Origin of the sequence: Vibrio sp. SG41-7 (genome assembly GCF_014164465.1) — a bacterium.
Taxonomy (GTDB): domain Bacteria; phylum Pseudomonadota; class Gammaproteobacteria; order Enterobacterales; family Vibrionaceae; genus Vibrio; species Vibrio splendidus.
In genome coordinates, this window is record NZ_JACJFF010000024.1 from 17,072 (window position 1) to 43,088 (window position 26,017).

The window sequence follows — 26,017 nt, forward strand, 5'->3', positions numbered from 1 at the left end:
CCAATAACGTGAAACAAAAGGTCTGAAAGATAGAACATCTTACCTCTGTACCCTACAAGATTTAATGTACAACAATTGCTCAGAAATTAAAACAATTTTTGTAGTTTTTTTTCATGAATGTTTTATTAAAACACTTAAATTCTTCTTACGGCTCAACTTTATTCGAGACAAAAAAAAGCCAGTGTTTGTGCACTGGCTCATACTAATTCACTCAATAAGGTCAAAAACTGATTAGTGGGCTTGATCCCAGTTGTCACCGTGGCCTGCTTCCGCGACTAACGGTACTTCTAGATCAGCGGCTGACTCCATCAATTGTTGTACTTTACTTTCAATTTCGGCTAAAGCTGACTCTTGAACTTCAAATACCAATTCATCGTGTACTTGCATCAATAGCTTCACACGACCATCGCCTTCGGCTTGAATCCACTCATCCACTAACAACATCGCTTTCTTGATAATGTCTGCCGCCGTACCTTGCATTGGCGCATTGATCGCCGCACGCTCAGCGGCTTTACGACGCATGCCATTACGAGATTGAATTTCAGGCAGGTGCAAACGACGACCGTAAATGGTTTCAACGAAGCCTTGCTCTGAAGCCGCGCTGCGTGTGTCTTCCATGTACTGCATTACACCAGGGTAGCGTTCAAAGTAAGTGTCCATGTAGTGCTGTGCTTCACCACGAGGAATACCCAGTTGCTTAGCCAAGCCAAAGGCACTCATGCCGTAAATAAGGCCGAAGTTAACGGCTTTAGCACGACGACGCTGTTCAGTGGTAACTTGATCAATAGCCACGCCGATAATCTCAGCAGCCGTTGCCGCGTGAATATCTTTGCCTTGTTGGAACGCTTCCAGCAGCGCTTTATCACCCGATAGGTGCGCCATGATACGCAATTCAATTTGAGAGTAATCGACCGCTAGGATCTTCCAACCATGTTGTGCAACGAATGCTTGGCGAATACGACGACCCTCTTCATTACGAATTGGGATATTTTGTAGGTTTGGATCCGTCGAAGACAAACGACCGGTTGCCGTTACCGCTTGGTGGTAAGAAGTATGAACGCGACCCGTTTCAGCGTTGATCATCTTCGGTAGTTTATCTGTGTACGTCGACTTAAGCTTCGCAAGACCACGATACTCAATGATCAGCTTAGGCAACGGGTAATCAAGGGCCAGCTCTTGCAACACTTCTTCGTTAGTTGAAGGCGCACCTGATGGCGTTTTCTTGATAACCGGTAGACCCATTTTTTCAAACAGGATCGCTTGCAGCTGTTTTGGCGAGTTCATGTTGAACTCTTGCTCTGCAATCTCGTAAGCTTTCTGCTCTAACTCATCCAGACGAACCGCAATCTCTTGTGATTGAGCCCCTAGCAGCATGTCATCGATGAATACGCCAGTACGCTCAATGCGAGACATCACAGGAATCAGTGGTACTTCGATTTCTTCATAGATGGTTTTAAGCTTTTCATCTTGCTCGATGTTTTCCATCAGGCGGTTATGCAGACGTAGTGTCACGTCAGCATCTTCTGCAGCGTATGGAGACGCTTCACCCAGCTCAATCTGGTTGAAAGTAAGTTGTTTCTTACCTTTACCTGCGATTTGCTCAAATGAGATGCAGCTATGCTGTAGGAAGCGTAGCGCTAGGCTGTCCATGTCGTGCTTGCCACCTACGCTATTGAAAACGTAAGAAGCCAACATAGTGTCGTGTTTGATGCCCTTCATCTCGATACCGTAGCGCGCTAGCACACTCATATCGTACTTCAGGTTTTGACCCACTTTTGCTTGAGTATCATCTTCAAGAATCGGCTTAAGCTGTTCAAGTACCCAATCTCGGTCCAGTTGCTGCGGTGCATCTAGGTAATCATGAGCAACCGGCACGTAAGCGGCAACGCCTTCTTCGGTTGCGAATGACAAGCCAACGAGGTTCGCGACCATGTAATCTAAGCTGTCTGTTTCAGTATCGAAAGCAAACAATTCAGCTGCTTTAAGCTTTTCTAGCCAAACATTGAATGACGCTTCATCTAGAATCGTTTCGTAGTTACTGCGATCAATTGTCACGGCAGACGTATTCATCTCCACGGTAGACGTTGCTGCAGAAGCACTGCTGCGTACCGCACCAGATCCCGTTGCTGCAGATCTTTCATCCGCCTCAACCACACCACTGCCACCTTCAAGCAGCTCGTTCAACCAAGATTTGAAAACCAGTTGGCCGTATAGTTTGATCAGCTCGTCGATATTTGGCTGTGCTTTGACGAGTGACTCTGGTGTCTCTTCAAGTTCAACATCTAACTTAATCGTCGCAAGCTGGTAAGACATATCAGCATTGTCTTTATTATCAGCCAGCTTCTTAGCCATGGTTTTCGAACCACGGAAACCAAGCGCCGCAATATCATCAAGATTTTGATACAACTTTTCGATACTACCGATACCTTGCAGCAATGCCGTCGCAGTCTTATCGCCAACACCTGGAATGCCCGGAATGTTATCCACTTTATCGCCCATTAACGCGAGATAATCGATAATAAGCTCAGGCGGAATGCCAAACTTCTCAATAACACCTTCACGATCCATCACCACGTTGGTCATGGTGTTGATCAGAGTAACGTTGTCATCGACCAGCTGCGCCATATCTTTATCACCGGTACTGATAAGCACAGGCATACCCATCGCAGAAGCTTGAGAAGCCAACGTACCAATCACGTCATCTGCTTCAACGCCAGGAATAGAGATAAGTGGCAAACCCATCGCACGAATCACATTGTGCAATGGTTCTATCTGGCAACGAAGATCGTCAGGCATAGGTGGGCGGTTTGCTTTGTACTCTGGGTACATATCATCACGGAACGTTTTCCCTTTCGCATCAAAAATAACCGCAATACGATCAGAAGCAAATTGACGCATCATGCTGCGTAGCATGTTAACCACACCATAAACAGCATTCGTTGGGATATCACCATTGCTCATGGTGCCAGGATAAGCATGGAACGCGCGATATAGGTAAGAAGAGCCATCGATCAGAATCAATGGATTATCAGGAATACGAGCCATAATGTTTGTGAATCCAGTAAGTACAGAAATTATCTGTTAAGAATGCCACGTCTGTTGGTTGGATTCTACGTTGTCGATCTGTATCCGTTCACTCGGTTGTGTTCGTAATAATCGATTTGTTGTTATTTTTTGTTCTTAGACACAAGCGTTCTGTGGATAACTCTGTTTATATTATTTACCCACCCTGTTGAGAACTAAGGTAAACCACCAAAAAAACGCAAATAAACCATTGAAAATAAAGGATAAAATTACAGATCGAACATATGATCAACGATCTTTTCTCGATCTTGCATTGTGGAAAAGAATGCTGATGGCGTTTTATTCATAAAAAAACGTGCCACTAAATATGCATCTTGTTGAAATGGAGGTATAAAAAAAGCGACACCCGAAGATGTCGCCTAGCAAAAACCGGTAAAGCCATTCAAATTGAATACCACAGCTTTACCTAAAAGCTATAAATTACACTGGAAGCAATGTGAGCAATGTCGTGTCAAAAAGAACTTAGTACAAGTTCGCGAGAATTCTGTTGGGTAACCAAGTAAATACTTGAGTACTTAACATCCTTGTGAACATTTCCTCATTCCCTAAGACGAAGTTAATAATAATGATTCTCATTTAATAGTCAACACTTAAATGATAATAAATCTCATTTAATTTATAAACCGTTAGCCACAGTGCTCAAATTTGCTTCAGAAAATGAATTCTATGGGCATTAATGTCTTCTTTTTCTTCTAATTTTTCGATTAGGTAACCGTTTTTCAATAACAGACGCAGCATCGCGGGAAACAGGTTACGAGATTTCACTTTCAGCTGTTGGTAGCCCTGTTGCTTCACCCACTGTTCTTGAATATCTAATTGCGCCTGTGCAACACCTTTATTCCTTGCGATCGGTAACACGCCCCCAAACCAGCTGTAAAACGTGTTTTCATCCAATTCATAACCGATCTTAAAACCCAGTAACACTCCCGCCTCTTCAGCAACGAGGATCAGGCTTGTTTTACCCGCTAATCGCTCCGATAAAGACGCTACACTCTCTTTTTTGGCGAACTCGGTAATCTGTTCAACAACAGAAACAACCTCTTCTAATGAGCCTTCACGCACAATGACAGACATCTTGTTTCATCCTCATAAAACAAAAGGGCTGGCACAACGGCCAACCCTTTGGTGATCATATGGTTTGCTTGATCGTACTTACTTGCCTTGCAAGTGCTCAGCAGCTTGTGCGTTATCTTCAGCAAGCCACTCTGCGACATCTTTAGCGAAATACGTCAGGATGCCATCAGCGCCAGCACGCTTAAAACACAACAGTGATTCCATTACGGTTTCGCGCTCTTTCAGCCAGCCGTTTTGAATCGCCGCTTTGTGCATCGCGTATTCACCAGATACTTGGTAAGCAAACGTAGGCGCTTGCAGTTCGTGCTTAACACGACGAACAATATCAAGGTAAGGCATGCCTGGTTTCACCATCACCATGTCCGCACCTTCATTAAGATCCATCGCGACTTCATGAATCGCTTCATCGCTGTTGGCTGGATCCATCTGGTAGTTCTTCTTGTTACCACCTTTCAGGTTCGAAGCACTGCCAACTGCATCACGGAATGGGCCGTAGTAGCACGATGCATATTTTGCAGAGTACGCCATGATTTGAGTATGAATGTAGCCAGCTTCTTCTAACGCTTCACGGATTTTACCAATACGGCCATCCATCATGTCTGACGGTGCAACTACATCAGCACCCGCTTCAGCGTGTGATAGTGCCTGCTTGATTAAGACTTCAGTCGTCTCGTCATTCATCACGTAACCATCTTCATCGATGATGCCGTCTTGACCATGAGTAGTGAACGGATCCAGTGCTACGTCAGTAATCACACCCATATTTGGCACGTGCTCTTTGAGTAAGCGTACTGCTCGTTGTACCAAACCTTCTGAGTTATGAGCTTCAGCCGCGCATAAACTTTTAGCATCTTGGTTCACTACCGGAAACAGAGCAATCGCAGGAACACCCAATTTTGACAGGTAATCCGCTTCCTCAAGCATAAGATCGATAGACAGGCGTTCAACACCTGGCATTGACTCGACAGGTTCACGACGCTCTTTACCCATAAGAATAAACATTGGGTAGATGAGATCATCCACAGACAATTGATTTTCTGCCATTAGGCGACGGCTAAAGTCGTGCTTACGCATACGGCGCATACGACGACCTGGGAATTGACCTTGAATTGAAACAGACACTAGATTCTCCTTGCCTAGTCTAAGCACCAAAATGCTCAGATATGAAAGTGCTAAATACAGGCAAAAGCATATCACTGATGGCTCAGGACGCTAACAGTAAAATATAAAACCCACTCAAAAACAGGGATAAATGGCAAAAAATGACCTTCTCCTCACACTGCCGTATACTCATGACAACTCAGAAAAGACCGCTTTCAGGACACAACAATGATCGACACCCATGCCCATATTTACGCGAGCGAATTCGATGAAGACCGCGAACAAGTCGTGCAACGCGCGCTTGCTCAAGGTATTGATACCATTCTGCTGCCGAACATCGATTTAGAATCTATCGAGCCAATGCTCGCGACGGAAGCTCAGTTTCCTGAGGTGTGTCGTTCAATGATGGGCTTACACCCTTGTTATGTGGATGCGAATATCGAGCAAACCCTCAAAACCATTCGAGCTTGGTTTGATAAACATGACTTTATCGCCGTGGGTGAGATTGGTATCGACTTGTACTGGGATAAAACCTTCAAGGCTGAACAAGAGATGGCGTTTGTGACTCAACTGCAGTGGGCAAAAGAGCTTGATCTACCTGTGGTGATCCACACTCGTGATTCCATTGAAGAGACACTTGACCTACTTCGTAAAGAACAAGATGGCAGCTTACGCGGGGTATTCCACTGTTTTGGCAGTAGCTTAGAGGAAGCTCAAGCGATCAACGAGCTAGGCTTTCATTTAGGTTTAGGCGGCGTATCGACCTTTAAGAACTCGGGGATGGATAAGGTGATTCCACATCTTGATATGAATTACGTCATCCTAGAGACAGATTGCCCATACTTAGCACCAACACCGAATCGCGGTAAACGCAACGAGCCCGCGTACACCGAACTGGTGGCAAAACGCATCGCTGAATTACGCGGAATTACCCTTGAAGAAGTCGAAAATATAACCACCATCAATGCTAAATCATTGTTTAATCTATGACAAATCTATTAATAAGTAAATATTACGGATTTATCCTCAATTCATTTGAGAAAACTAGGTGATATGTATACTATCAACCGCCTGCATATGGAGGTAGTTGATTATGTGTGATCACTCACAACACTTACAACGTCAACATCGAACTCTATGGCATAAAATTTGGGGCATCAAAGAGCTCTATATATGTCAGAACTGTGGTTATCAGTTAAAGATTCGATAAACAGACATAATAAAAAAGCGGCCTAGGGCCGCTTTTTTATTATGTGATTGTTACTGAAGAACTCTAACGATCATGCTCACCCGTAATGACTACGGCTTTTATAGCATCTGCAAATATAGCATCAGCGAACATGGCATCTGCGAATTAAGACTCCGCTTCTTCCTCTTCATCCGCATCTGGTTTACGCACATAGAAACGCGCGAAGAACAGACCAATCTCAAACAGAATACACATTGGAATCGCCAACAGTGTCTGCGAAATCATATCAGGCGGCGTTAGCATCATGCCGACAATAAACGCACCGACAACAATGTAAGGGCGCTTCTCTGCCAGTTCTTTAGGTGTCGTTGCACCCGTCCAACATAACAAGATAATGGCAACTGGCACTTCAAAAGCGATACCAAAGGCAAAGAACAGCGCGAGTACAAAATCAAGATAACTCGATATGTCGGTTGCGAACTCTACTCCCCCTAATGATATGGCGGTAAAAAAGCCAAATACCAACGGGAATACAATGAAGTAAGCGAACGCCACACCACAGTAAAACAGCAATGAGCTTGAAGCCAATAACGGCATGATCAAGCGCTTCTCATGCTTGTATAAGCCCGGAGCGACAAAAGCCCACACCTGATACAAAATAAACGGAACCGCGAGGAATATAGACGCGATCAAGGTCAGTTTTAAGGGTGTGAAAAATGGTGACGCTACATCAGTTGCGATCATCGTCGCGCCTTCAGGTAAGCGATCTACCAAAGGTGCAGAGACGAACTCATAAATATCATTAGCGAAATAAATTAGCCCAACAAACACCACCAGAACAGCAACAATCGCGCGCAATAGGCGATTACGCAGTTCTAGAAGATGGCTAATTAAAGGCTGTGTCTGCTCAGTCGAAGACATGTCAAACCTCTTAAACAGGAAGATCGAAAAGGAGCCGCGTGTATCTATCCAGTTGAATTGGTATCCACTTGAATAGTTATTTACTTAAATAGCTGTCTACTTAAATAACTACATAAGTATCTGGCGACTCCTCCTTGCGAGACTATTCGGCTTTCTTATCTGACGGTGCTGAAGCTTCACTGTTGACCTGAATGGTTTCAGATTCCACAGTTTCCGTGACACTAGGTTCAGTCTCACTCGGCTTATCAGACTCAGGCTTAGCATACGGGCGTTGAACTTGAGCAGCGGCCTGCTTAAGTTCATCAACTGATGCTTTTAGGTCTGGAGATAAATCTTCCATACCCATTTTTTCCGCCTTGCGTAGGTTTTCTTGCAGCTCTTGCACCTTAAGCTCGTGAGAAAGTTCATCTTTCACACTGTTTGCCATGCTTTTCGCTTGTCCAACAAACTTGGAAATACTGCGAATCGCCACAGGCAAACGCTCAGGTCCTAAAACGACTAACCCAACGACAGATATTAATACCAGTTCCCAAAAACCGATATCAAACACGATTTACGCCTGCTCTTTGTCTTTCTTTGTTTCAGCAGTCGTTTCAGCGCTAGCTTCTTTCTTCTGCTGTTCAATGTTCTTTGGTTCAAAGTCTGCGTCTTTCTTATCTGCAGGCTTATCTTCATCGCTCATTGCTTTTTTGAAGCCTTTCACCGCTGAACCTAAGTCACCGCCCATGCCGCGCAGTTTCTTCGTTCCGAAAAGTAAAATTACAATCACAGCAATGATTAGAAGTTGCCAAATACTGATACCACCCATTGTCATTGTCCTCGGGTCTGTCTACACATAAAAAATATTAAGGGAGTCTACTGTCTAACGACGGTAAGCTCGCCAACTTAGCAGCCAAAATGTGACACCTGCGATGCCACAGCCCATAGATAGCTGCTCATAAGGGCTTGAAACTAATATTGCGGAGCATACGACTAAAGTAGCTCCAACGCCAAACAAAAACTTTCCTGTTGCTTGCTGACGCTTACTATCTCGGTAACCTTGATAAAGCTGATCCATTCTGTGGTTCATCGCTTTACCTTGGCGCAAGCTGTCATAAAGTAGCTCTGGCAGCTCTGGCAGTTTTTCTGCCCAGAATGGCGCACGCTCTTTTACTGCGTTAATCACAGCTTGCGGCCCCACCTGATTCATCATCCAGGTTTCAAGGAAAGGCTTCGCCGTTGCCCACAAATCAAGTTGCGGATACAGCTGACGGCCTAGGCCTTCGACATACAACAAGGTCTTCTGAAGAAGCACCAACTGAGGTTGAACCTCCATGTTGAAACGTCTTGCTGTATTAAATAAGTTTAGCAACACATGGCCAAATGAGATCTCGCCAAGTGGTTTTGCAAAAATTGGCTCACACACCATGCGAATCGCGAACTCGAAATCGTTGACGTTGGTGTCGTGTGGAACCCAACCCGAATCCACGTGCAGCTCTGCGACCTTACGGTAATCTCGATTGAAGAAGGCCAGCAGGTTCTCTGCTAAATAACGCTTATCTTCACTGTTGAGCGTGCCAACAATGCCACAATCCAAACCAATCCACTGAGGGTTATCCGGATTTTCTGGATTAACGAATACGTTACCCGGGTGCATGTCGGCATGGAAAAAGCTGTCTCGGAATACTTGAGTGAAGAATACCGTCACGCCACGTTCTGCCAACAATTTCATGTTAGTGCCGTTGGCATTTAGAGTTTCAATATCGGAAACCTGAATACCATAGATTCGCTCTGACACCATCAGGGTTTCACTGCTTAAATCAGGGATAACCTCTGGGACATACAGCTCTTCGCTGCCTTCAAAATTACGTCGCAGCTGAATGGCATTGGCTGCCTCTCGGCGCAGGTCCAGTTCATCAATTAACGTTTTTTCGTACTCGTGAACGACCTCAACCGGTTTCAAACGACGTGCTTCAGGAAGCGACTTAGCGACTATACGCGCCATTCGGTGCATCAGTTTTAGATCTGCATCAATCACCGGGCGAATATCAGGGCGAATTACCTTCAGAACAATCTCGCGGCCGCTCTCTTTAAGCTTTGCCGTATGCACCTGAGCGATAGAAGCAGAGGCCAATGGCTCGATATCAAAGTCGGTAAACCAGTTATCTAAACTGCCGCCCAGTGCCTTTTCCATATCTTGCTTGGCCAATGCGCCATCAAATGGAGCGACTTGGTCTTGCAATAACGCCAATTGATCAGCGATATGAGGAGGGAACAGATCACGACGTGTCGACATCATTTGACCAAACTTGATCCACACTGGCCCAAGTTCTTGCAGCGCAAGGCGTAAGCGATGACCCAACTCTTTATCTTGATGCTTGTTCTTAAGCCAAAACAGTGACTTTCGCGCCAGTAAAGGAGCTTTAGTCAAATGGTGCTCAGGCATCAATTCATCAAGGCCGTACTCTAACTGTACCTTGATAATATGATAAAGACGTTTCAGTTCTGTTGGGGTCATATTTTCTCCAACAGAGCGTTCAACTTAGCTTCAAGGCGAGCTACCGAGCTTTTTACGTCATCAACCTGATCGCAAAAATGCACCACTTCTAACGGAGCCGGTGCAATCTTCCACTCTTCTGTCAGAACCTGAGCAACATGGTTTTGATGCTTAGTTGCTTGCTTCGCCACAAAACCACCAACGTTTTTAACGCCTTGTACCAAGGTATGCGCAACCACATCACCCGTTACGCGCGATAGCCACTCTTCTAAGTCCGGCTTGCAGTCTGTCATCAGCTGAGCGAATTTTTGTGCGAGTTGAATGTCACCCTCTAAGATCAGCTTATCTTGCTTGATCAGCTTGGTGATGTTCGATTGCTCACGCAGTTCAGGCAGTACCGATAGGTTCAAAGATAGGTAGCAATCAGGTTGCCCTTCGTATTCAGACAACACATCGATTTGTTGGCTAAAAACGAAAGTGAGAGTTTTATTCAGCTCTTTCAAATTAACTTGAATGATCTGCCCCTTTAAACGAGACAAACGACGAACCAAGGCTGGATCATCGTTCACGAAAGTATTTAAAGAGGTTTCAATAACCGCGGTTACCAATGGATCAAATGGCATGACTGTCCTTACCTTTGAAAACGGATAAGCGTTAACCTATCCGTTCTGTCTTTATTCTTATTTTTTAGCACGCCCTACGAGCCTGCTACCAAGTTCGACTAGAACTTGTAACCACGGTGCAGCGCAACAATGCCGCCCGTTAGGTTGAAGTATTTTGTATTTTCAAAACCCGCTTCTTGCATCATGCCTTCCAAGGTTTCTTGGTTAGGGTGCATGCGGATTGATTCTGCAAGGTAACGATAGCTGTCTGCGTCGTTGGCAATCAGCTCACCCATTTTTGGCAACAGGTGGAAAGAGTAGGCATCGTAAACCTTTGATAGAGGTTCAAGTACTGGCTTAGAAAACTCAAGAACCAACAGGCGACCGCCCGGCTTCAGCACACGGTACATTGAACGCAGCGCTTGGTCTTTGTCGGTAACATTACGCAGACAGAAGCTGATGGTAATGCAATCGAAGTAGTTATCGGGGAAAGGCAGCTCTTCAGCATTGGCTTGAACGTAATGTACGTTGCCAACAATACCGCTATCACGCAGTTTATCGCGGCCAACATTCAGCATTGAGTTGTTGATATCAGCAAGAACCACGTGGCCTTTTTCACCAACGATACGCGAGAATTTCGCAGTCAGGTCGCCAGTACCACCACCAAGATCTAGGATGCGTTGACCAGGGCGAACGCCACTGCAATCAATCGTGAATCGCTTCCACAAGCGGTGAACACCACCCGACATTAAGTCATTCATGATGTCGTATTTAGCGGCTACAGAGTGAAATACCTCTGCTACTTTCGCGACTTTTTCGTCTTTTGCGACTGTTTCGAAACCAAAGTGTGTGGTTTCTGACTCTACTGCTGAATTTGTCTGCACGCTTGTGTCCATAATGCTGTTATCTACCATGGTAAGTTCTCATCGACAGTACACTCTCTATTTAGAGGCGCTGCGGCCGATTAGTTTACTTTATCCTCAGTAGGTTGTCTTTCTACTAAAGAGACATTTTCTGAAAAAGCCTCATTTTGCGCCATTTCAGCCAAGCCTACCGAAATCGGTTTCTTCACCTCAACACCCAATTGCTTGAAGCTTTCCGCCTGACGGATCACATTGCCACGCCCAGTCACCAACTTATTCATTGCTCCTTGGTAGCTTTGGTTGGCTCTATCTAATGAACTGCCGAGACCTTCCATATCATCAACAAACAAACGCAGCTTGTCGTAAAGCTTGCTCGCACGTTCCGCGATAACTTGCGCGTTTTGGTTCTGTCTGTCATTACGCCACAGGTTATCAATGGTACGCAGTGCCACCAGCAAGGTGGTAGGGCTGACCAAGATAATGTTTTGCTCCATCGCATCTTTAACTAAGCTAGGGTCGGCTTGAATCGCCACCTGAAACGCCGGCTCTACCGGAATAAACATCAACACATAATCAAGGCTCTGTATGCCTTTGAGCTGATGATAATCCTTCTGGCTCAAGCCTTTAATGTGCGCGCGCAATGAAGCCAAATGATCACGTAATGCAGCATCACGTTGTTGATCAGTTTCAGCATTGAAGTAACGCTCAAACGCCACCAAAGCCATTTTTGAATCCACCACCACTTGCTTGTCTTGTGGCAGATGCACAATCACATCTGGCTGGTAACGCTTGCCCGCATCGTTTTGCAAGTTCACTTGAGTTTGATATTCATGACCTTCGCGCAGCCCTGATTCTGCCAGCACCCGTGCCAGTACCACTTCGCCCCAGTTACCCTGCTGTTTATTATCGCCCTTTAGTGCTTGGGTCAGATTAACCGCTTCACGTGTCATGCTCTCATTAAGACGTTGCAGGTTTTTAAGCTCATGTACTAAGGTGTGACGCTCTTTGGCTTCTTGGCTAAAGCTGTCGTTCACTTGTTTCTTGAAGCCTTCTAGTTGCTCTTTCAGCGGCGACAACAAACCCTCTAAGCTTTGCTTGTTTTGTTGATCGACCTTAGCGGTTTTACTCTCAAACAGTTGATTCGCTAACAGTTCAAACTGCTGCTTAAGTCGAGATTCTGCTTGTTCTAGCAGTTGCAGCTTTTCACTGTTGGCGAGGTTTTCTTGGTCATGTCTTGCCTCTTGCTCGCGAAGCTCAGCCTCTAACTCAGACTTATGCTCCTTAAGAACATTGATATCATCGGCATACTGTTGGCGCTCTTGCTTGACCGCCTCAAAGTAGCGCAGCTTTTCCATCGCGGCCATCACCTTGCCATGGGCTTGCTTGAGCTCGAATGCCGCTTTGTCTCGGTCATCATCCAGTTCATTGAGCTCTTGTTGCGCCTCTGCGAGCGAGGATTTGAGCTGAGATTGTTGAGACTCATGCAGCAAACGGTCGGACTCTAGCTGCTGTTCAAGAAGTCGCTGTTGAAAAGAGAACTTCTGTTTGATCCACCAACCCACCACACCGCCGCTGACGAGCGCGCCAGAAATAGCAGCAATAAGCGGTGCTTGATGTTCGATAATCCATTGCATGATAATGATTTAGCCTAATTGGAAGTAACTCATTAAATGGTATTTTGATACTGGATAAATGTCCAGTTTGCCGTATTAAATTTCGACAGATAGACTAGGCGCTCCGTATTCTGTCCCATCAAATTAGAATGAGTTGCTATGAACGAACGTCGTGCCTTGGGCTTTGGCCTTTCCGCGGTATTACTGTGGTCAACAGTTGCTACTGCTTTTAAGCTGACCCTTGCTGAGTTTTCGCCGATTCAAATGCTGACCATTGCCAGCATAGTGTCATCAATGGCACTGATCGCCATCTGCGCCTTTCAAGGCAAGCTTTCTCAGCTGAGTACTACGTTTCTTTCAAACCCTTGGTATTACCTACTGCTCGGCTTGGTCAATCCACTGGCCTACTACCTGATTCTATTCAAAGCATACGACCTATTGCCAGCATCTCAAGCGCAGGCCATCAACTACAGTTGGGCAATTACGCTAACCTTGATGGCGGCGGTTTTTCTGGGACAAAAGATTCGTAAGCAAGATTGGATTGCTTGTACCTTCAGTTATGCGGGTGTGGTGGTCATTGCCACCAAAGGCGATGTGCTAGGAATGCAGTTCGATAGTCCACTCGGTGTGGCTCTGGCGCTACTTTCAACCTTGCTTTGGGCGGGATACTGGATTCTAAACACCAAAAACAAAGCTGACCCTGTGATTGGCGTACTGCTTGGGTTCTTAGTGGCACTGCCATTCGCAATTGGTTTAACCCTTTACGAAGGCGAGAGCTTTAGTCAAATCACAGCGAAAGGTTGGATGGCCGTGACTTATGTTGGCCTGTTCGAGATGGGCATTACCTTTGTCTTATGGCTATCAGCACTGAAGCTGACCAACAACACAGCGCGTATCAGCAACCTGATTTTTGCCTCACCGTTTATCTCGTTGATGCTACTTTCCACGATTATCGGCGAAGAGATTCACCCAGCGACCCTGTTTGGCTTGGTACTGATCATTGCCGGCTTGGTGATTCAACAGGTCAAGTTTTCAAAAAACAAACCTGCGTGACTGAGTAAATGAGCTAAAAGACTCGATTGAGCACGAAAAGCTATCGATAAATTCGAATCTAGAGCTGGATTACCGCTTATAGATACAAAAATGGCGAGTCATATGACTCGCCATTTTTATGTAATTTAAAATCTAATGGGTAAGCTCAAAGCTTAAACCCACTGGCCTGCTGCAAAGCCAGAGCTCCAACACCATTGGAAGTTGTAGCCACCTAACCAACCTGTTACGTCCATGACTTCGCCAATGAAGTACAAGCCTTTGATGTCCTTGCATTCCATGGTTTTTGAAGATAAATGATTGGTGTCCACACCGCCTAGAGTCACTTCGGCCGTTCGGTAACCTTCGGTGCCGTTTGGCGCTATTTTCCAGTTCTCTAGATGCTCTACAATGTCATTCAGCTGTTTTTCATTGAACTGCTTGAGCGGCTTGTCTTCAAGCTCTTTGCGGTCAATCAGTACTTCTACGAAACGCTTTGGTAATGCTTTCGCTAAGGTGTTTTTCAGGCTCTGATTTGGGTGTTTCTCTCGAGAGTTTTCAAGTAGTTCAGCAACGTCCACTTCTGGTACTAGATTAATCGAAACCGATTGACCCGCTTTCCAGAACGAAGAAATTTGCAATACCGAAGGGCCAGATAGACCGCGGTGAGTAAACAGCAACGCTTCTTTGAATAAGGTGCCGTCTTGCGCGGTGATCTCGGCAGGAATCGCGATTCCTGAAAGCTCAGCAAAGGCTTCTTTGTCTTCTTTATGCAGAGTAAATGGTACCAAACCCGCTGTAGTCGGCATCACAGACAAACCAAACTGCTCGGCAATCTTATAGCCAAATGGCGTCGCGCCTAGTTTCGGCATCGATAAACCGCCCGTCGCCACGACAAGTGAGTCACACTCAACTTCGTCGGTATTGAGGTGCATCTTAAAGCCAGTGTCTGTTTTTTCGATTGAGTGAACATCACAACGGTAGCGCTGTTCAACTTTCGCCTGCTTACACTCTTCAAACAACATGCTCACGATGTCTTTTGCAGTGTGGTCATTCACACAAAACAATTGGCCGTGGTCTCGCTCTTCGAACTCAATACCGTACTTGCTCACCATCGAGATAAAATCCCAGTTGGTGTATTGAGATAAGGCTGACTTCACGAAGTGAGGGTTGTTACACAGGAAGTTGTTGGCTGAAACATCATAGTTAGTGAAGTTACAACGGCCGCCACCTGAGATTAAAATTTTTCTGCCTGGTTTCTTTGCATGATCAACCACCAGCACTCGTCGGCCACGTTTACCCGCTTCCGCAGCACACATTAAACCCGCGGCGCCCGCACCAATTACGATTACATCAAACTTTTCACTCATTGGGGTTCTGCTTTCTTCACTTTTGCACCTCGAGTACGCCCTGTTCTCGAAATGCCACCAATAAAAAAGGATGTGCATAAACAGCACATCCTTACTAATTGCTCGCTATTCTAGCGGCAATTTTAAACTTTGCAATTGATGTTCAATTGTACAATTTGCAGACAGCAGCAAAACCACTACTTGGCTTAGCGAACCAACAACCGAAGCTTTACACCAAAGCCTAAACTCTACTTCACACGTACTAAATAACTTAGACGATAAAAGAAGACAGCAACGTTACACCCAGCAGAGCGGAAGAAAGTATAAACAACTGTCTTACGCGATCACACTTCGACATAAACACTTCGTCGTGATGATGGTGATACTCTTTGCTTTTGATGTAACTAAACAAGCGAACCTGTTTGGTCATATTGCCATGAGTTGTGAAGAATCCACCTCCGTCTACTTGTTGATAAAGTAGAGGATGTGCTTCTCGCATTATATAAATGAGTGTTCTTAGCGCAGTAAAATATCGCGCCCAGTTCACGCAAGTCACAACCATTAGTGCAAATAGAATAGTGTCGCCGCTGATCATCCTTTCCTCCCTACATCTTCATAAGAAAACTCAAAAGAAAAAGATAATCAGTGTCTTTCCCGTACTACCTAAACGGCAGGAGCTTCCATAATTGAAGATGAACCATCTTTTGCCAATTGCGCTAGGTCTTTATCAATAAAGAACAGTGCTTTACCGTCTTCACCAACAAGCTCTAGCTTATCCAATACACCTTTAAACAACTTCTCTTCTTCGTGTTGCTCTGCAACGTACCATTGCAGGAAGTTAAAGGTTGAGTAATCTTGTGTGCTGAAAGCAACGTGAGCCAGTTTGTTGATCTTTTGAGTAATCATCTGCTCATGTTCATAAGTTTCACGGAACACTGCACCAAGGCTATCAAATTCATGTTTTGGCGCTTCAATCGCACCTAGAATTGGCATTGCACCTGTTTCACTTACGTAAGTGAAAAGACGCTGCATATGTTCCATTTCTTCTACTGCATGAACACGCAGAAACTCTGCTGCACCTTCAAATCCTTTGTCTTCACACCAAGCACTCATTTGTAAGTATAGATTGGATGAGAAAAATTCTAGGTTAATTTGATCATTCAGTTGCTCAACCATAGTTTTTGACAGCATTTAAGACTCCTAATTACATCCTCAATTTTCTCTACTATATCACTATTTAATGAATATCTCGCAGGCCATTAGTTAACCAATATTTCGAGCTGTCATTACGCAAGACAGTGGATATGAGATCACTTCAGCAAAAAAAGCCATCGCATAGTGCTAATCTTAAATCAGACAATGAATAAAGGAGGTAGCGATATGAGTTACAAACATATTTTGGTCGCGGTCGATTTATCAGAAGACAGCAAATTAATTGTGGATAAAGCGGTAGCATTGGCTAAGCCATTGGAAGCCAAAGTCTCTTTTATCCATATCGATATTAACTACGCAGAGCTGTATACCGGCCTGATTGATATCAACATGGCAGAAACCCAACATAACGCGATGGAAGCATCTCGAGTTCAGCTGCAAAATTTTGCTGAGCATGCTCAATACCCAATCACCCATACCTTAGTGGGCAGTGGCGATTTGAGTCATGAGCTGTGTGACACCATCAACGAGTTTAATGTTGATTTAGTGGTTTGTGGTCACCATCAAGATTTCTGGAGCAAGCTACTTTCTTCAACACGACAACTGATCAACGCCTCTCCGGTTGATATGCTGGTCGTGCCTCTAAGAGATTCAGAAGACTAATGAATTAAGGTTAGGTAACATACAGCTCATATCTTATTAACGAAGTTTTACTATGAGCTATTTAGCTGGTGTTACCCTCCTATGGGCCTTCTCCTTTAGCCTGATCGGCGTTTACCTTGCTGGTCAGGTTGATGCTTGGTTCTCTGTACTGATGCGTGTTGCCCTTGCAGGTATCGTGTTTCTTCCTTTCCTAAAGTTTCGCGGCGTATCGCGTAAGCTGATCGCTAAATTGATGGCCATTGGTGGTATCCAGCTTGGCCTGATGTACTGCTTCTACTATCAGTCTTTCTTGCTGCTATCCGTTCCTGAAGTCCTTTTGTTTACCGTTTTTACCCCAATTTACGTCACGCTTATTTATGACTTCCTCAAAGGGCAATTCTCTCCGTGGTACTTAGTGACTGCGGCAATTGCGGTATTGGGCGCGGTATTCATTAAATTTGCGGGCATCAATGAGAACTTTTTAGTTGGCTTCCTCGTCGTGCAAGGGGCGAACCTGTGCTTTGCTATCGGTCAGGTGAGTTACAAGGTGGTGATGGAGAAGGAATCGACTGAATTACCTCAGCGAACCGTATTTGGTTACTTCTACTTGGGGGCGTTATGCGTCGCTTCCGTTGCTTTCATGCTACTGGGCAATCCAGAGAAGCTGCCAACCACCACTCTTCAATGGGGAATCCTGATCTACCTTGGCTTGATTGCTTCGGGGCTGGGTTACTTTATGTGGAATAAAGGCGCGTGCATGGTCAATGCTGGCGCACTGGCTGTGATGAACAATGTCTTAGTTCCAGCTGGCCTTGTGGTGAACATCCTGATTTGGAACAGAGATGTCGATTTGGTTCGATTGTCTATTGGTGGTGCCGTTATCTTGTTCTCTTTGTTCGTCAATGAGACGTGGGTGAAGAAGCGTGTTGCGAGAGATGCTAGCAATGCCTAGCGCGTTAAGCTAACAATCTGTATTTAGCTGACAAGCTTTAGTTAACTAACAAGCTGTATTTAGCTAATAGGCTTTGTTTGACTAGCAAGATTCTTATTTAAAATAATACCCAGAAAGCAAAAGAGCGACCGTAGGTCGCTCTTTTTAAATCATTTGTGTAGCAATAAGCTCTTCGAATTAACTTCAGTGGATGTGATTGTGGCTCACCACCTGAGTCTTGCTTTCAGTGAAGGCAACGTCATCAAGTTGTAGGTTGATGCGTTCAAGATCACTTTCCAGTTTTTGGCTTTTCTTAAACAGCTTTTGCTGTTTCTTAATCATCTTCGCTAGCTTTTTGTTGTACTTCTCTTGTTTCTTCGCCGCTTTCTTCGCTTGTTTGAGTTCAGCTTTCTCATCGCCGCTCGCCTTCGCCATCAATTTTTTCAGCTTGGCTTTTTTCAACGCGACTTTATCCGCTTTTTCTACGATAGCAGGATCAAAGATTTGTACCGTTGGCTCAACGCTGTCCATTACCTCGATAAGAGAAACTTCTGGAGTTGGCAATGTTTCAGCAAGTAGACCACACGCAACTTTTTCTTCAGCGGGTTTATTCTGACAATCAATCGGTGGGATGGCTGTTGGTTTGCATAGATTCGCTTGATCCGACGATGAGCGCGCACAAGAGCGGCACACGAACTTTGGTTCAGTCACCAAACTGTGGATTTCTCCCAAGTGCTCGGTGATATCTCGACGGTTTAACTTACAAAAGCGTTTAGCCATGCTACAACTCCAGCTAAGAATAATAATGATTCTTAGTTAGATATACATCCGTAACGCGACTATCGCAAGTGTTAAATAGTGATTTATCGTATTTATGACGGAAAATTTTCTTAGCGTGTCTCTAAGTTATTGATGCTTTAACTGAGTAATTAATACTTTACCTAGGTCATTGATGCTTTCACATACACATCAAAACGGTTCTTTTTAGTTTCGATCGCCATGCTCGGTTTTTGCTCGTCTAGCCACGCCGCGTAATCCGGTCTTTTGACCACAACTCGCTTAGATGCGAGCTTAAGGGCTGGTTGCAATAGAGCATCTGCATCCATATCGGCACCCACCAATGATTGGAATACACGCATCTCTTTCTTAACCAACGCCGATTTCTTCTTATTCTCAGGATGCGGGTACATTGGGTCTAGGTACACCACATCAGGCTGTTCGAAGTTTGGATCGTTGCTGAGTTTATCTAACGCATCGTGACTTGAAGCGTGAATCAACTTCATACGTTCAGTTACCCAACCACCGATGTCAGGGTCTTGCTGAGCTCGCTGCAAGCCATCATCAAGCAGTGCTGCCACAACAGGGTGACGCTCGACCATCTGTACTTTACAGCCCAACGAAGCCAGCACAAACGCATCACGTCCTAAACCAGCGGTGCCATCGAGGATAGTTGGTGTTGCGCCTTTTTTTAGACCTGCTGCCTTAGCAATTGCCTGACCTTTACCACCACCGAACTTACGTCTGTGACCGACTGCCCCTCCGACTAAATCAACAAAGATAGCACCAAGCTTCGGTTCATCGACTTTACGTAACTCAAGTCGCTCGCTAGTCAGTACCAAAGCGAAATCACTGTTTTCATCATGAGATAAATTCCAACGGGTCGCTAAGTCATTTAGATGATCGATTTGGGTGGCATCTTCGCAAATCAGTTGTAGTTGCAAGGTCGTCTCCAACAGACAGTAGTATTCAAAACAAAAGAAGCAACCAGTTTACCTGATTGCCTCAACAATACATATTAGCGGTGCAAACTATTAGTAGCTCTGAAAGCTATTAGCACTATAAACGATTAACGCGGCAAACGATTAGCACTGCTAGTGCTAAAGAATACTCATCGTGCAGCTTGGTTCAGTTAATCCAAGTACTCTAACGTTCGCTCTTTTTGTAACTCTTCAACGAGCTCAGCAAGTGGTTTAGGTCGGCCTATGATGTAACCCTGTGCGTAGTTCACACCAAGTTCGATCAGCTTGTCGATTATCTGGGTATTTTCAACAAATTCGGCCACTGTGTGTTTGCCCATCTGCTTAGCTAAATCATTGATCGAGCGAACCATCACATGGTCCATCTCGTTGACAGCAATATCACGCACAAACAAGCCATCGATTTTCACGATGTCGACCGGCAGTTTCTTTAAGTAACCAAACGACGATAATCCAGAGCCAAAGTCATCCAGTGCAATCATACAACCAAGCTCTTTGATTCGAGTAAAGAACTTGATCGCCTGCTTCATGTTACTCATCGCAGCCGTTTCGGTGATCTCTAAACAGATTTTATGGCACGGTATCGACGAGTCTCTCAAGCTCTCAATCAAGAATTCGACAAATTCTCGATTACCCATCGAATGACCAGAAAGGTTGATTGAACACATCCCTAGTTCCTCAATAACCTCAGGGCGTTGCTCCAACCAACTCAAGGTTTGACTCACGACTTGGCGGTCAATCAAATGCGCGATGTTATAGCGTTCTGAGGCTGGCATGAAGATCCCCGGGGAGATGTATTCACCGTGGATATTCTTGATACGAACCAAGATTTCGAAGTGCATTTTCTCGCTGTTTTTATCTAGGCCAAGAATGCGCTGAGCAAACAACTCTAAGCGATCGTTAGCCAAAGCCTCATGCACTAGATTGACGCATTCCATCTCTAGGTGACGACGACGCAGGTCTTCATCATCTTGATGGTAAAGGTTGTAACGGTTACGCCCTTCCTCTTTAGCAGCATGGCAAGCAGCATCAGCCTGAGCGTGTACCATCTGTGGTGAGGCCGCAGTATGGTCAATCAATCGGATACCAATGGAGCTGGTAAGATTAAGGCGAATATCACCCCACAAGAATGGGTTCTCACTCATCGTCGAGATAATACTGCGACACACATTCACCGCATCTCGCTCAGTACAGTCTTTCATTAATACTGCAAATTCGTCACCACCCATTCGCGCTAACACGGCATTGTATGGCAGAACCTCTTCCAGCAGCTTGGCACTAAACATGATTGCGGCATCACCCGCTTCATGCCCCGCCGTATCGTTCAAGACCTTGAGTTGGTCTAAATCCAAGAACAGCATAGCGTGAGTTCGCATGTGGCTCTCAACCTCTTTGAGCGCCTTTTGCAGCTCTTGCTCAAAGTGGTTACGGTTAAATGTGTCCGTCAGCAAGTCATAACGAGCTTGATATTCTAGCTTTTCAGACAACTCACGAGTTTCGGTAATGTCTTCTCCAACAATCAACAGCTGATCAGACTCAACCAGCGGGCGAATATTTTCACGAATCCAGATTGTGCTGCCATTAGCATGGCGATATTCAATATCACGACGCCATACGCCACGAATCTTATGCTGTGGTTGCAATAAAATATGACGCGGGATCATTGAGTTTTCATCGACATAGAACTCTCTAGGGCGATGACCTAATAGCTGATCTAGCGGGTAACCTAGTAACTGCTCAGCAAACTGATTGACTTGTTGAATGCGATTATTGCCATCGAGCGTAATCATCATCACGGGTTGTTTGTCGTAATACAGTTTGAGATTCGCTTCACGCTGGAACAACTTATTCTCCGCGAGCTTACCCGAGGTAACATCACGAGCTTCAAATAAGAACTGAACATCATCCTCTTCACTGCCCGGCATAGGCTTTAAAGAGATATCCAACACCATCGCACCACGATCACGACACCACACCTCAGCTTCAAATCGCAAAATCTGATGTTCATCGCTCGAGATAAAGTATTCTTTCAGTTCTTGCCTTGCTGAGTCTTCCCAGTGTTGGTGGCTTTGAAGAGGTGTTCCCAATTTATAGCCTTGGTTATAAAGCAGCTCATGTAACTTGCTGTTACTCGACAGCAATACACCGCCCTTATCAATGATCCCCATGAACTGCAGGCTTTGGTCGAATATCGACTCCAATAACAGTTGGCTTTGTCGGCTGGTACGCTCACTTTTCTTAAGACGATTGAGGTAATACACCAAGGTCGCGATGACACACGACATCACCAAAAACAGCAAACCTATGGTGCGAATTTCATCTCGGTAGCGCACTAAAAATGACTTAGGCTTGTTGAGAAAAGTCACCGCAGCTTCATTCTCTGCACCCAAATCCCATCGTGATATTTGTTGGTAATCGAGTTTAATTTCTGGCGCGCCAGCAACCACTTGGGGCAGCGGTTTATCCGGATTAGTGAGCACATTCAGTAGCACTCGCCCAGTGTCTCGTCCTTGCGTTTCTCCACTGTGGATCACGCCACCAATCGCACCAAACCCAAGTCCTAAATCATGCACAATATACAATGGCATCTGAGTTTTTTTGTTGAGCTGACGCCAGTCTTCTTTGCTGCTGACACGACCATTGATGTCGCGGTAGTAGGCCCAGAACAACAAGCTTTTGGTTAGATCAGCGCGTTGCGCGAACGTCATCAGTTCTTGATAAGAATCAGGCGTATATTGCTCCACCAGCCCAGAAAACTCAGGACGTTTTTGTAGGAAGAGATCCACTTGAGCGCGAATAGCTTCACCCGTTACCGAGTGATCGGTAACCACGTAAACTTTTTTAACCGTCGATTGAAGTCGATTGATCAGCTCAATATTGCTCGCCATATCAATATCTTCAGTGATACCGGTTGCGTGCAAGCCTTCAATCATTTGCGGAGAGAAATTGTTGATGCCACCAAAAATAACGGGCGTGCCATTGAGTTCGGGCGCTAAGCGTTTCATCAGATTGAGGGCGTTATTATCACTGACGACTACAGCGGCAAACTCTTCATGCGACAGCTTGGTGCGGTATAGCTGATAAATTCGCTCTAAGTATTCAGCGTTTTGAGTTCGCTTGGTATCGAGATAAACAACCCGGTAAGACAACCCATCTCGATCGAGTTCTTCAGCCAGCCCTTTATGGAAATCATCCGTCCAAAAAAAGCCTTGATGATAAGAGTGAATAACCAACACATCTTTTGCCTGAGCTGAAGCAAAAACACTCCAACACATCACAATAAAAAATAACGAAAATCGCACTGAATTCACCCTAACCCTATAGTTACTGCTAATATTATCACCCTTGGCTATGATGTGTACTCAAGCCGGTATGTTTTTCATTCAATCTAAGGATTATGCATGTCCACAACTACAGCTCGTCTAGATGATCTAGACCGTGCCATTCTCAAAACTTTGATGGAAGATGCACGTACTCCTTATGCTGAAATGGCAAAGCAGTTCGATGTCAGCCCTGCGACGATTCACGTTCGCATCGAAAAGATGAGATCAGCAGACATTATTGAGCGAACAGAAGTTGTGGTAAACACCAAAAAGCTAGGCTACGACGTATGCTGCTTTATTGGTATTAACCTTAACGCAGCCCGCGACTACCACTCGGCCATTGCGAAGCTGAATGCTTTAGATGAAGTAGTCGAGGCGTACTACACCACCGGTGCTTACAATATTTTTGTAAAGCTGATGTGTAAGTCGATCGAAGAGCTGCAGTTCGTACTGATTGATAAATTGCAGGCGATTGACGAGGTTCAGTCGACAGAGACACTAATTTCGCTGCAAAACCCTATCAATCGCAATGTGAATCCCTAGCTCACATACGAACTAGGTTCTTTGGGGTGTCCCAAAAAGAAAAGGCTGAACGCAATGTTCAGCCTTTAATCTATCTAGCTTATGTCGTCTCGAATCTAAGCTCTGTTACCTAATATAAGCTATGCAGCTAGCAATAAGGTAATCACAAACCTAAGCTTGAATACCCGCATGACGCAGCATCGCGTCGATTTGAGGCTCACGACCACGGAAGCGTTTGAACAGCTCCATTGGCTCTTCACTGCCACCCATCTCAAGGATGTTGTTCAGGAAGCGATTACCCGTTTCAGTATTGAAGATACCTTCTTCTTCAAATGCAGAGAACGCATCTGCAGACAATACTTCTGCCCACAGGTAGCTGTAATAGCCTGCACTGTAGCCACCAGCAAAGATGTGACCAAAGCTGTGTGAGAATCGGTTCCAATCTAGGCTTGGCAGTACCGATACCTTAGACTTAACATCCGCTAGCGTTTCGAGTACGCGAGCACCGACTTCTGGATCGTATTCAGTGTGTAGCGTGAAATCGAACAAACCAAGCTCTAGCTGACGCAGGATAAACATCGCTGACTGGAAGTTCTTCGCCGCTAGCATCTTCTCTAGCATCTCTTTCGGTAACGCTTCACCGGTTTCAAAGTGACCAGAGATGAACGACAGCGCCTCCTCTTCCCAACACCAGTTTTCGAGGAACTGACTTGGTAGCTCCACTGCATCCCAAGGCACGCCATTGATACCTGACACAGCACCCGCATCAACTTGCGTTAACATATGGTGAATACCGTGGCCGAATTCGTGGAATAAGGTAACCACTTCATCGTGAGTAAATAGCGCAGGCTTATCACCGACTGGCTTGTTGAAGTTACACGTTAGGTAAGCAACAGGCGTTTGTAACTCGCCAGATTGAGTAATGCGACGACCGCGACAGTCATCCATCCAAGCGCCGCCACGTTTGTGTTCACGTGCGTATAGATCTAGGTAGAAGCTACCGCGCAATGTTCCTGTCGCATCAAAGATGTCGAAGAAGCGCACTGAATCATGCCATGTATCCACACCTTCACGCTCAGTCACCGACATACCAAACACACGGTTCAGTACTTCGAACAAGCCAGAAACCGCGTTCGACTCAGGGAAGTATGGACGAAGCTCTTCATCAGAGATCTCGAACAAGTTCTGTTTTTGTTTCTCGCTGTAGTAAGCGATGTCCCACAGGTTTAGCTCAGAGACACCAAACTCTTTCTCAGCAAACTGACGTAGCTCTTCTACTTCGCGCTCACCTTGTGGTTTGGCTTTTACTGCTAGGTCGTTAAGGAAACCAAGTACTTGGTCTGGCGTTTCTGCCATCTTAGTCGACAAAGATTTTTCGCTGTAAGTGCTAAAGCCAAGCATGCGTGCGATCTCGTGACGCAGCTTAAGTTGCTCTGTGATGATCTCAGTGTTGTCCCACTTGCCAGCATTTGGACCGCGATCTGAAGCGCGCGTTACGTAAGCTTCGTAAAGCTCTTTACGTAGTTCTTGGTTATCACAGTACGTCATCACCGGTAGGTATGATGGGATATCCAGAGTCAGTAGGTAACCTTCCTGCTCTTTAGCTTCTGCCGCGGCTTGTGCTGCCGCCAGTGCTGATTCAGGCATACCGGCCAGTTCAGCTACGTCTGTGATCTGCTTGCTCCAACCCATGGTTGCATCAAGCACGTTATTTGAGAATTGAGAACCTAGCTCAGACTGGCGCTTGCTGATCTCACCGTAGCGATGCTGTTCGTCTGCGGGTAAGCCAATGCCTGATAATTCAAAATCACGCAGTGCGTCAGTGATGGTTTTTTGTTGAGCTTGGTTTAATGCCGAGAATGCTTCGCTCGCCTTGATCGCTTTATACGCTTCGAACAAACCTTTGTGTTGGCCGACCCACGTGCCGTACTCAGAAAGTACAGGCAGGCAGCTCTCATAAGCGTCACGCAGTTCGTCGCTGTTCATCACAGAATTCATATGGCTTACAGGTGACCAAATACGGCCTAAACGATCATCCACTTCATCAATTGGAGCAACGAGGTTGTCCCAGCTTGGTGAAGTATTACCTTCAAGTACTTGTTCTATCTTGTTGCGACACTCTTCAATCACTTGCTCAACCGCTGGCTTAACGTGCTCAGGTTTGATCTGTGAAAACGGAGGTAAGTCCGTGAAGGTTAATAGCGGATTAGACATATAAACATTCCTTTGGCTTTAGAGACTTTCGTCTTTTTTGTAATGAGGTCGTCTTACAGTCATCAGGCTCAGGGTCGCCCTAAAAAATCACCTGCGAATAGTTATTAGATAGTGCCCAACAAGGCAAATTTCAATAGTAGAACCAATAACTAACTGCATATTGCTAGCGACTGTT

22 protein-coding genes are annotated in these 26,017 nt (G+C 45.3%); 5 read left to right on the forward strand and 17 right to left on the reverse strand.

What is annotated here, in order from left to right; translation table 11 throughout:
• Positions 1-231: 231 nt before the first annotated feature.
• The 3 genes from polA to hemB form a co-directional block, all read right to left on the reverse strand.
• Positions 232-3,045 (reverse strand): DNA polymerase I, encoded by a 2,814-nt coding sequence (gene polA / locus H5300_RS08965; RefSeq protein ID WP_108100381.1) that lies wholly within the window; start codon positions 3,043-3,045, stop codon positions 232-234.
• Positions 3,046-3,723: 678 nt separating this feature from the next.
• Positions 3,724-4,158, reverse strand: coding sequence for a GNAT family N-acetyltransferase (locus tag H5300_RS08970; protein ID WP_017079344.1), 435 nt, complete (start codon positions 4,156-4,158; stop codon positions 3,724-3,726).
• 78 nt (positions 4,159-4,236) lie between these two features.
• Positions 4,237-5,280, reverse strand: coding sequence for a porphobilinogen synthase (gene hemB, locus H5300_RS08975; RefSeq protein WP_004735569.1), 1,044 nt, complete (start codon positions 5,278-5,280; stop codon positions 4,237-4,239).
• Between the two features lie 207 nt (positions 5,281-5,487).
• Here hemB and H5300_RS08980 point away from each other — a divergent pair, with 207 nt between their 5' ends.
• Positions 5,488-6,249, forward strand: a complete 762-nt coding sequence (locus tag H5300_RS08980; RefSeq protein ID WP_182795807.1) for a TatD family hydrolase — start codon at positions 5,488-5,490, stop codon at positions 6,247-6,249.
• A 364-nt stretch (positions 6,250-6,613) separates the two neighbouring features.
• Here H5300_RS08980 and tatC read toward each other — a convergent pair whose 3' ends face one another.
• The 7 genes from tatC to rmuC form a co-directional block, all read right to left on the reverse strand.
• Positions 6,614-7,369 carry a twin-arginine translocase subunit TatC gene (tatC, locus tag H5300_RS08985; RefSeq protein ID WP_004735567.1) on the reverse strand — a complete coding sequence of 252 codons (756 nt, stop codon included), beginning with the start codon at positions 7,367-7,369 and terminating at the stop codon, positions 6,614-6,616.
• 142 nt (positions 7,370-7,511) lie between these two features.
• Positions 7,512-7,919, reverse strand: a complete 408-nt coding sequence (gene tatB / locus H5300_RS08990; RefSeq protein ID WP_004735566.1) for a Sec-independent protein translocase protein TatB — start codon at positions 7,917-7,919, stop codon at positions 7,512-7,514.
• Positions 7,920-7,922: 3 nt separating this feature from the next.
• The gene (gene tatA / locus H5300_RS08995) at positions 7,923-8,177 is read right to left on the reverse strand and encodes a Sec-independent protein translocase subunit TatA (RefSeq protein WP_004735565.1); all 255 of its coding nucleotides are present in this window, start codon (positions 8,175-8,177) and stop codon (positions 7,923-7,925) included.
• A 54-nt stretch (positions 8,178-8,231) separates the two neighbouring features.
• Positions 8,232-9,866 carry a ubiquinone biosynthesis regulatory protein kinase UbiB gene (gene ubiB, locus H5300_RS09000; RefSeq protein WP_017079346.1) on the reverse strand — a complete coding sequence of 545 codons (1,635 nt, stop codon included), beginning with the start codon at positions 9,864-9,866 and terminating at the stop codon, positions 8,232-8,234.
• The gene (locus H5300_RS09005) at positions 9,863-10,468 is read right to left on the reverse strand and encodes an SCP2 domain-containing protein (protein ID WP_019350537.1); all 606 of its coding nucleotides are present in this window, start codon (positions 10,466-10,468) and stop codon (positions 9,863-9,865) included. The genes ubiB and H5300_RS09005 overlap by 4 nt, the downstream gene beginning before the upstream one ends.
• A gap of 98 nt (positions 10,469-10,566) precedes the next feature.
• The gene (gene ubiE, locus H5300_RS09010; RefSeq protein ID WP_026012235.1) at positions 10,567-11,346 is read right to left on the reverse strand and encodes a bifunctional demethylmenaquinone methyltransferase/2-methoxy-6-polyprenyl-1,4-benzoquinol methylase UbiE; all 780 of its coding nucleotides are present in this window, start codon (positions 11,344-11,346) and stop codon (positions 10,567-10,569) included.
• Positions 11,347-11,411: 65 nt separating this feature from the next.
• On the reverse strand, positions 11,412-12,944 hold the full coding sequence (rmuC, locus tag H5300_RS09015; RefSeq protein ID WP_004735561.1) for a DNA recombination protein RmuC: 1,533 nt from the start codon (positions 12,942-12,944) through the stop codon (positions 11,412-11,414).
• A 138-nt stretch (positions 12,945-13,082) separates the two neighbouring features.
• Between rmuC and H5300_RS09020 the strand changes: the two genes are divergently transcribed.
• Positions 13,083-13,976 (forward strand): DMT family transporter, encoded by an 894-nt coding sequence (locus H5300_RS09020; protein ID WP_004735560.1) that lies wholly within the window; start codon positions 13,083-13,085, stop codon positions 13,974-13,976.
• Between the two features lie 152 nt (positions 13,977-14,128).
• Here the strand turns inward: H5300_RS09020 and H5300_RS09025 are convergent, their stop codons facing one another.
• From H5300_RS09025 to ftnA, 3 genes are all read right to left on the reverse strand, one after another.
• Entirely contained in the window at positions 14,129-15,322 is a 1,194-nt protein-coding gene (locus H5300_RS09025; RefSeq protein ID WP_182795808.1) for an NAD(P)/FAD-dependent oxidoreductase, read from the reverse strand.
• Between the two features lie 250 nt (positions 15,323-15,572).
• Positions 15,573-15,896 carry a universal stress protein UspB gene (gene uspB, locus H5300_RS09030; protein WP_004735557.1) on the reverse strand — a complete coding sequence of 108 codons (324 nt, stop codon included), beginning with the start codon at positions 15,894-15,896 and terminating at the stop codon, positions 15,573-15,575.
• Between the two features lie 68 nt (positions 15,897-15,964).
• Positions 15,965-16,492, reverse strand: coding sequence for a non-heme ferritin (gene ftnA / locus H5300_RS09035; RefSeq protein ID WP_004735556.1), 528 nt, complete (start codon positions 16,490-16,492; stop codon positions 15,965-15,967).
• Between the two features lie 189 nt (positions 16,493-16,681).
• Between ftnA and uspA the strand changes: the two genes are divergently transcribed.
• Together uspA and H5300_RS09045 are read left to right on the forward strand one after the other, a co-directional pair.
• Positions 16,682-17,116, forward strand: a complete 435-nt coding sequence (gene uspA / locus H5300_RS09040; protein ID WP_004735555.1) for a universal stress protein UspA — start codon at positions 16,682-16,684, stop codon at positions 17,114-17,116.
• 52 nt (positions 17,117-17,168) lie between these two features.
• Positions 17,169-18,047 (forward strand): carboxylate/amino acid/amine transporter, encoded by an 879-nt coding sequence (locus H5300_RS09045; protein WP_004735554.1) that lies wholly within the window; start codon positions 17,169-17,171, stop codon positions 18,045-18,047.
• Positions 18,048-18,230: 183 nt separating this feature from the next.
• On the opposite strand, the gene H5300_RS09050 is transcribed toward H5300_RS09045, so the two are convergent.
• The 3 genes from H5300_RS09050 to H5300_RS09060 form a co-directional block, all read right to left on the reverse strand.
• A complete protein-coding gene (locus H5300_RS09050; protein ID WP_017081708.1) occupies positions 18,231-18,806 on the reverse strand; it encodes a hypothetical protein in 576 nt (191 codons plus the stop codon).
• A gap of 161 nt (positions 18,807-18,967) precedes the next feature.
• The gene (locus H5300_RS09055; protein WP_182795809.1) at positions 18,968-19,747 is read right to left on the reverse strand and encodes a class I SAM-dependent methyltransferase; all 780 of its coding nucleotides are present in this window, start codon (positions 19,745-19,747) and stop codon (positions 18,968-18,970) included.
• A gap of 188 nt (positions 19,748-19,935) precedes the next feature.
• The gene (locus H5300_RS09060) at positions 19,936-23,058 is read right to left on the reverse strand and encodes an EAL domain-containing protein (protein ID WP_182795815.1); all 3,123 of its coding nucleotides are present in this window, start codon (positions 23,056-23,058) and stop codon (positions 19,936-19,938) included.
• Between the two features lie 126 nt (positions 23,059-23,184).
• Between H5300_RS09060 and asnC the strand changes: the two genes are divergently transcribed.
• Entirely contained in the window at positions 23,185-23,649 is a 465-nt protein-coding gene (gene asnC, locus H5300_RS09065; protein ID WP_004735550.1) for a transcriptional regulator AsnC, read from the forward strand.
• Positions 23,650-23,799: 150 nt separating this feature from the next.
• Here asnC and prlC read toward each other — a convergent pair whose 3' ends face one another.
• Entirely contained in the window at positions 23,800-25,842 is a 2,043-nt protein-coding gene (gene prlC, locus H5300_RS09070) for an oligopeptidase A (protein WP_102449145.1), read from the reverse strand.
• Positions 25,843-26,017 lie beyond the last annotated feature (175 nt).